Annotated in this window: 3 protein-coding genes; 2 read left to right on the top strand and 1 reads right to left on the bottom strand. The window is 66.0% G+C overall.

Annotation, left to right across the window (positions count from 1 at the left end; translation table 11 throughout):
* Window positions 1-93 precede the first annotated feature (93 nt).
* A complete protein-coding gene (locus tag QH470_RS17045; RefSeq protein WP_280273351.1) occupies window positions 94-1,182 on the bottom strand; it encodes a winged helix DNA-binding domain-containing protein in 1,089 nt (362 codons plus the stop codon).
* A gap of 95 nt (window positions 1,183-1,277) precedes the next feature.
* On the opposite strand from QH470_RS17045, the gene add reads away from it, so the two are divergent.
* Window positions 1,278-2,312 (top strand): adenosine deaminase, encoded by a 1,035-nt coding sequence (gene add / locus QH470_RS17050; RefSeq protein WP_280273352.1) that lies wholly within the window; start codon window positions 1,278-1,280, stop codon window positions 2,310-2,312.
* 282 nt (window positions 2,313-2,594) lie between these two features.
* Window positions 2,595-6,056 (top strand): DNA-directed RNA polymerase subunit beta, encoded by a 3,462-nt coding sequence (gene rpoB, locus QH470_RS17055; protein ID WP_280273353.1) that lies wholly within the window; start codon window positions 2,595-2,597, stop codon window positions 6,054-6,056.
* Window positions 6,057-6,223: the final 167 nt, after the last annotated feature.

The following is a 6,223-nucleotide window of genomic DNA, read 5'->3' on the forward strand; positions in this document are numbered from 1 at the left end:
CCACGTCATGAAGGCCACAAGGCATTCGGCCTTAACGGACACAATCCGGGCCGGCGCGGCAATTCTCGCCGTGCCGGGGTGATCTGCGTCCGCTCAGGCCGGTGTCAGCGCGATCTCGCCGCCTCCGGGCAACAGGAACGGCAGCAACTGCGCCGCCTCCGCGCGCACGGCCTCCTCGTCGGCGGCCGACAGCGGATGCCACGGGGTGATGCGCAGCGTCGAACCGCTCAAATCCCAACGGCCGTGGACGAATCCGTCGACGAGGTACATCGGCACGCCCGCCGAGGCCACCTTGGCGATGCGCGTCCGGTCCTCGTCGCTGATGACGCGCCGCCGATCCCGATGCCCGAGGAGCGCGTTGTCGAAGGCGGGCAGGAAACGCACCGGCACCGGCAACTCCGGGTCGGCCAGTGGCGCCCCGGGCAGGTCGAACAGCTCGCGACCGTCCTCGTCTCGGACGATCCGCAGCCGTGGCCGCAACCGCTCCACGACCTCCGTCAGCCGCGTGACGCCCGACCAGGCCTGCACATCCGCGACGGTCGCCGGACCGAACGCCGCGAGATATCGCAGCACCATCGTCTCCGGTTGCGGCAGCCGTTCCAGGGACTCGCCGATCCATTCCTCCGCGAGCGCGACCGACACGTACCGGGTGCGCCAGCCGCCCCACGCGCCCGAATCACCCACGTGCACAAGGGGCATCAGCAGCCCGACCGACTGGGCGAGCCGTCCCGGATGCCGCCGCGGAAACCGTTCGGCCAGCACCTTGCCCAGCTCCCGCCGGGTGGGCGTGGCACCGGTCAGCAAACCCCTTCCCGCGGCGGCCAGTTCACCGAGATCCAGTCCCGCGATCTCGTCGCGGAAGTACGCCGACCGCAGCAGCGACTCGACGGCCGCCCGCACCGTCGGCTGCAACCAGCGGAAATCCTCCGCCGTGGACAGATGCACGGTGCGGCGAATCATGGTGGATCGCACCACCTTCCGATCCCGCAGCAGGCCCTCCAGCTCGTCGTGCCGGAAGCCCCGAAGCCGCGTCCACAGCCCGACATACGGCCAGTTCGGCTCCTGCCCCTGCACCGCGACCAGATGGCGGATCACCTCCAGCGCGGGCATCGTCACCCGCTCGGTCAGGAACTGCCGGGTCAGCAGTGTCCGGTTCAGCGCGCGTCGCGAGAGTTCCGTCATGAACCCATCCTGATCGGGATATAGGACAGTTTCGGTCCTATGTGGCACGCCGCTATTTGCGCGCGAAACGCGGGGCGCGGGGTGATCATGGAGGTATGTCGAGCGACCTGGCCGCCTTCGTGCGCGGACTGCCCAAGGCCGAACTGCACCTGCACCTCGAGGGCACGCTGGAGCCGGAGCTGAAATTCCGGCTGGCCCGGCGCAACGGTGTGGAGCTGCCCGAACGCACGGTGGACGAGGTGAAGCAGACCTACGACTTCCACGACCTGACGTCCTTCCTGCAGGTCTACTACCCGGCCATGCGGGTCCTGCAGCGCGCGCCGGACTTCCACGACCTCGCCTACGAATACCTGCTCCGGGCGCACGCCCAAGGCGTGCGGCACGTCGAGATGTTCTTCGACCCGCAGGCCCACACCGGCCGCGGCGTCTCCTTCGACACGGTGATCGGCGGCTACCGCTCGGCGATCGTGCGGGCGCACCGCGAGGTAGGCATCTCGGCCGAGCTGATCCTGTGTTTCCTGCGCGACCACTCCGCCGAATACGCGATGGCCACCTTGCTGGAGGCGCTGCCGTACCGGAATTGGATCATCGGCGTCGGCCTGGACTCCGACGAGCGCGGCAACCCGCCGAGCAAGTTCGCCGCCGTCTTCGAGCGCGCGCGGCGCGAGGGCTTCCAGCTGACCATGCACTGCGACATCGATCAGCAGAACTCCCTCGAACACATCCGGCAGGCGCTCGAGGACATCGCCGTGGACCGAATCGACCACGGCACCAACATCGTCGAGGACGAGCGCCTGGTGGAGTTCGCGAGGTCCAAGGGCATCGCCTTCACCTGCTGTCCGGTCTCCAACTCGTTCGTCACCGCGCAGATGAAATCGGCCGAGATCACCGGGCTGCTGGAGCGCGGTGTGACCGTCACGGTGAACAGCGACGACCCCGCCTATTTCGGCGCGTACGCTGCCGAGAACTACACGGCCCTGGCCGAACAGGCCGGACTGAGCCGGGAGCAGCTGGCCGAGCTGGCCCGAAACTCGTTCCGCGCCTCCTGGATTACGCCGGCGCGGCGCGAGCGGTACCTTGCCGAGATCGATGAGTACGTCGCTCGTCACAGGGCCGATCCCGCGACTTGACGGATCGCACGGTGCGATGCCATTATGAATATGGGAAGGCACCGGAAATCAGGTGCTTGTTTCTTTGCGTCTCTAGACATCTCCCGATTCTGGGTGTAATTTGAGTCTTCGCGCCGGGTCGCGTGCTGTCCGACTCTCGAAATGCCCAACCATGGAAAGTGGCACTTGTCTGCATGCCGCTTTTCGCGTGTTGCCGTCGAGTCGGTCGGCACGGCGTCCGGAACGGCGCGATATGTGAAATCCGCCCGCAGGTCAAGCAGATACCGTGACGAAGGACGCATCTTGGCAGTCTCGAATCAGACCATTCCCGGCGCACCGAAGCGTGTCTCTTTCGCGAAAGTCCGTGAACCACTGGAGGTCCCCGACCTCCTCGACGTGCAGACGGAGTCGTTCGGCTGGCTGATCGGCGCGCCCGCCTGGCGTGCCCGTGCCGAGGCGCGCGGCACCTCGCCGGTCAGCGGATTGGCGGAGGTGCTCGAGGAGATCAGCCCCATCGAGGACTTCGCCGAAACCATGTCGCTGACGCTGTCCGATCCGCGCTTCGAGGAGGTCAAGGCCTCCGTCGACGAGTGCAAGGACAAGGACATGACCTACGCGGCGCCGTTGTTCGTCACCGCGGAGTTCATCAACAACAACACCGGTGAGATCAAGTCTCAGACGGTCTTCATGGGCGATTTCCCGATGATGACCGAAATGGGCACTTTCGTCATCAACGGCACCGAGCGCGTGATCGTCTCGCAGCTGGTGCGTTCCCCGGGCGTCTACTTCGATCGCACCACCGACAAGGCGACCGACAAGGACCTGCACGCCGTACGGGTGATCCCGTCGCGCGGCGCGTGGCTGGAGTTCGACGTCGACAAGCGCGACACCGTCGGCGTACGCATCGACCGCAAGCGCCGGCAGCCAGTGTCGGTGCTGCTCAAGGCGCTCGGCTGGACCAGCGAACAGATCACCGAGCGGTTCGGCTTCTCCGGGATCATGATGACGACCCTGGAGAAGGACAACACCCCGGGCACCGACGAGGCGCTGCTGGACGTGTACCGCAAGCTGCGTCCGGGCGAGCCGCCGACGAAGGAGTCGGCGCAGGCTCTGCTGGAGAATCTGTTCTTCAAGGAGAAGCGCTACGACCTGGCTCGCGTCGGCCGCTACAAGATCAACAAGAAGCTCGGCACCCACCCCGGCGAGGCCGCGGGCCCGCGGGTGCTCACCGAGGAAGACATCGTCACGATCATCGAATACCTGCTGCGCCTGCACGCGGGCGACCGGACGATGACCGCGCCCGGTGGTATCGAGGTCCCGGTCGAGGTGGACGACATCGACCACTTCGGCAACCGTCGCCTGCGCACGGTCGGCGAGCTGATCCAGAACCAGTTCCGGGTCGGCCTGTCGCGTATGGAGCGCGTGGTCCGTGAGCGCATGACCACCCAGGACGTCGAGGCGATCACACCGCAGACGCTGATGAACATCCGTCCCGTCGTCGCGGGCATGAAGGAGTTCTTCGGCACCTCGCAGATGTCGAACTTCCTCGACCATCGCAATCCGCTCGCCAGCCTGACGCAGAAGCGCCGCGTGTCGGCGCTCGGTCCGGGTGGTCTGAGCCGCGAACGCGCCGGTCTGGACGTGCGCGACGTGCACTACAGCCACTACGGCCGCATGTGCCCGATCGAGACGCCGGAAGGCCCGAACATCGGCCTGATCGGTTACCTGTCGGTGTACGCGCGAGTGAACCCGTTCGGTTTCATCGAGACGCCGTACCGAAAAGTGCTGGACGGCAAGGTGACCGACGAGGTGGTCTACCTGACCGCCGACCAGGAAGACCTGCATGTGGTGGCGCAGGCGAACGAGCCGCTCGATGCCGAGGGCCGCTTCCTGGAGCGCCGTATTCCGGTGCGCCGCAAGAACTCCGAGGTCGAACTGGTCAGCGTCGACGAGGTCGACTACATGGATGTCTCACCGCGCCAGATGGTTTCGGTGGCGACCGCCATGATCCCGTTCCTCGAGCACGACGACGCCAACCGTGCCCTGATGGGCGCGAACATGCAGAAGCAGGCCGTGCCGCTGATCCGCACCGAAGCGCCTTTGGTCGGCACGGGCATGGAGTTGCGTGCGGCGGTCGATGCGGGCGACATGGTCGTGAACGAGAAAGCCGGTGTGGTCGAAGAGGTTTCGGCTGACTACATCACCGTGATGCACGATGATGGCACTCGTCGTAGTTATCGCATGCGGAAGTTCTCGCGGTCGAATCAGGGCACGTGCGCCAACCAGCGTCCGATCGTGGACGAGGGGCACCGGGTCGAGCAGGGTCAGGTTCTGGCCGATGGTCCGTCCACCGAGAACGGTGAGATGGCGCTCGGCAAGAACCTTCTGGTGGCGATCATGCCGTGGGAGGGCCACAACTACGAGGACGCGATCATTCTCTCGCAGCGCGTCGTGGAAGAAGATGTGCTGACCTCGATTCACATCGAGGAGCACGAGGTCGACGCTCGTGACACCAAATTGGGTGCCGAGGAGATCACGCGGGACATTCCGAATGTCTCGGATGAGGTCTTGGCGGATCTCGATGAGCGGGGCATTGTCCGCATCGGTGCCGAGGTTCGTGACGGTGACATCCTGGTCGGTAAGGTCACGCCGAAGGGTGAGACCGAGCTGACCCCCGAGGAGCGCCTGTTGCGCGCGATCTTCGGTGAGAAGGCGCGCGAGGTGCGTGATACCTCGTTGAAGGTGCCGCACGGCGAGTCGGGCAAGGTGATCGGTATCCGGGTGTTCTCGCGTGAGGACGACGACGATCTGCCGCCGGGTGTGAACGAGCTCGTGCGGGTGTATGTCGCCCAGAAGCGCAAGATTCAGGACGGTGACAAGCTCGCGGGTCGTCACGGCAACAAGGGTGTGATCGGCAAGATTTTGCCGAAGGAGGACATGCCGTTCCTGCCGGACGGCACTCCCGTGGACATCATCCTGAATACGCACGGTGTGCCGCGTCGTATGAACATCGGCCAGATCCTGGAAACCCACTTGGGCTGGATCGGTAAGGCGGGCTGGAACATTCAGCTCGCCGACGGCACGCGTCCGGACTGGGCGCAACGCCTGCCGGAGGAATTGTTGTCCGCCGAGCCGGACACCAATATCGCCACCCCGGTGTTCGACGGCGCCCGCGAGGACGAGCTGACCGGGCTGCTGGGCTCGACTCTGCCCAACCGTGACGGTGAGGTCATGGTCGGGGCCGACGGCAAGGCGACGCTGTTCGACGGTCGTTCGGGTGAGCCGTTCCCGTATCCGGTGGCGGTGGGCTACATGTACATCTTGAAGTTGCATCACTTGGTGGACGACAAGATTCACGCGCGGTCGACGGGTCCGTACTCGATGATCACGCAGCAGCCGTTGGGTGGTAAGGCGCAGTTCGGTGGTCAGCGTTTCGGTGAGATGGAGTGCTGGGCCATGCAGGCCTACGGCGCCGCCTACACCCTGCAAGAATTGCTCACCATCAAATCCGACGACATCGTCGGCCGCGTCAAGGTGTACGAGGCAATCGTCAAGGGCGAGAACATCCCCGAGCCCGGCGTCCCGGAGTCCTTCAAGGTCCTCCTCAAAGAACTCCAGTCCCTCTGCCTCAACGTAGAGGTCCTCTCCGCCGGCACCGCCATCCAACTCCAACAAAGCGACGACGAGGTAGACCGCACCGCCGCCAACCTCGGAATCACCCTCTCCCGCAACGAGTCCCCCACAGTGGACGACCTGACGGGTTAGCCAGTAGTACAGCAGCGGGGGGGGCCGGCCGGGGGGGGGGGGGGGGGGGGGGGGGGGGGGGGGGGGGCCGGCGCCGGGGGGGGGGGGGGGGGGGGGGGGGGGTGGGGGGGGGGGGGTTGGTGGTGGGGAGTAGGAGGCGGGCCACCACGCCGCTGACCGGGGAGACG

The sequence above is a fragment of the Nocardia wallacei genome (genome assembly GCF_029868745.1).
Lineage (GTDB): Bacteria > Actinomycetota > Actinomycetes > Mycobacteriales > Mycobacteriaceae > Nocardia > Nocardia wallacei_B.